The sequence below is a fragment of the Caulobacter sp. P1_B12_2 genome (genome assembly GCF_056406675.1).
Window position 1 is genome coordinate 1 of the sequence record NZ_JBFTZS010000685.1, and the last position, 1,616, is coordinate 1,616.

Annotated in this window: 2 protein-coding genes and 1 pseudogene; 2 read left to right on the forward strand and 1 reads right to left on the reverse strand. The window is 69.7% G+C overall.

All coding sequences use genetic code 11. The features are described from left to right. Positions 1-180: pseudogene (locus AC1DZ6_RS24860) on the reverse strand (ribonuclease BN); the annotation flags it as partial. Between the two features lie 106 nt (positions 181-286). On the opposite strand from AC1DZ6_RS24860, the gene AC1DZ6_RS24865 reads away from it, so the two are divergent. Both AC1DZ6_RS24865 and AC1DZ6_RS24870 read left to right on the forward strand, forming a co-directional pair. Beyond that, on the forward strand, positions 287-1,048 hold the full coding sequence (locus tag AC1DZ6_RS24865; protein WP_477099766.1) for an MOSC domain-containing protein: 762 nt from the start codon (positions 287-289) through the stop codon (positions 1,046-1,048). Positions 1,049-1,106: 58 nt separating this feature from the next. Continuing rightward, a partial coding sequence (locus AC1DZ6_RS24870) for a N5-glutamine methyltransferase family protein (protein WP_477099765.1) occupies positions 1,107-1,616 on the forward strand: 510 nt, incomplete at its 3' end.

A 1,616-nucleotide genomic window follows, 5' to 3' on the forward strand; every position in this document is an offset into this window, starting at 1 on the left:
GTCCTCGGACAGGCCGGGCGGGTGCTCGATGGGCGTCTCGTTCGGCGGCCGGTCCGATCCCGGCGCGCGCCGGGGCAGGGCGAAGGGGATCAGGGCCAGCAGGGCGATCCAGGGCGCAAGGTGATAGGGCCGCGAGGCGATCCACGACCGGATCGGGCGTCGCGGAGCGGTCTCGGTCATGGTCTGGCCCTCCGGTGGAGGAACACCTCGAGGCGCGGCTCCGTTCCGCGCCTAATCCTCGAGGGCCGCCTTGCCAAGCTCCGAGTCGTCGCCGACCTTGCGCCTCATGCACGCCCGGATCGCCAGCCTCTATCGTCACCCCGTCAAGGGATTCACCCCCGAGCGCCTGGCCGGGGCCGAGCTGGTCGCGGGCCAGTGCTTTCCTTGCGACCGCCTCTACGCCGTCGAGGACGGGCCCAGCGGCTTCGACCCGGCCGCCCCGGCCCACATCTCGAAGATGAAATTCACGGTGGCCGCCAAGATCCCCGACGTGGTCAAGGCCCGCACGGCCTATGACGAGGCGACAGGCGTGCTGACCGCCCGAGCGGAGGGCCGGCCCGACTTCGCAGGCGACCTGCGCGAGGACGAGGGGCGGCGCGGCTTCGAGGCCTGGCTGGCCGACCTGCTGGGCGACACGGTCCGGGGGCCGCTGCGAGTCGTCGAGGGGCCGGGCGACCACCGGTTCATGGACAGCCGCAGCGGCTATGTCTCGATCGTCAATCTGGCCAGCGTCCGCGACCTGGAGACCCGGCTGGGTCGCCCGGTCGATCCGCTGCGCTTCCGCGCCAATCTCTATGTCGAGGGCTGGCCGGCCTGGGTCGAGAACGACTGGAGCGGCCGGGCGATGCGGGTGGGCGCGGCCCACGCCGAGGTTCTGAAACCGATCGTCCGCTGCGCCGCCACCCACGTCGACCCGGTCACCGCAGAGCGCGACATCGAGCTGGTGAAGGCCCTGTTCGACAATTACGGCCACATGCTGTGCGGCATCTACCTGAAGGTGGAGCAGGGCGGCGCGGTGGCCGAGGGGGATGAGGTGGAACTCGCCTGACGAAATTTGACCACCAAAAGGTCGCCTCCGCGCGCGAGGCGGAGTAAAGAGCCCGCTCATGACCCTGACCCTCGTCAAAGCCTGGAACGCCGCCAAGGATCGTCTGAAGAACGTTCAGATCGACCAGCCGGCCATCGACGCCCGCCTGCTGCTGGAGGTGGCCGCCGACGTCACCCGCACCGACATCATCACCGATCCCTATCGCGTGCTGACCGAAGCCCAGATGGCGACGCTGGACGACTTCCTGAACCGCCGCGCCCGCCGCGAGCCGGTCAGCCACATCATCGGCCGCAAGGGGTTCTGGAAGATCCTGCTGCAGGTCAACAAGAACGTCCTGACCCCGCGCCCCGAGACCGAGGTCATCGTCGACGAGGTGCTCAAGGCCTTCCCCGAAGCCATGAGCTTCAACATGCTGGACCTGGGTGTCGGCTCGGGCACGATCTTGCTGGCGGTGCTGGCCGAGCGTCCGGCCGGCAAGGGGCTGGGCATCGACGTTTCCGAGGACGCCCTGGCGGTGGCGCGCGAGAACGCCGCCAACCTGGACCTGGCCGGGCGGGTGGCCCTGATG

What these genes read in the sequence shown, in the direction of transcription:
- AC1DZ6_RS24865 (WP_477099766.1), top strand. Translation starts at nt 287, where the DNA reads ATGCACGCCCGGATCGCCAGCCTCTATCGTCACCCCGTCAAGGGATTC.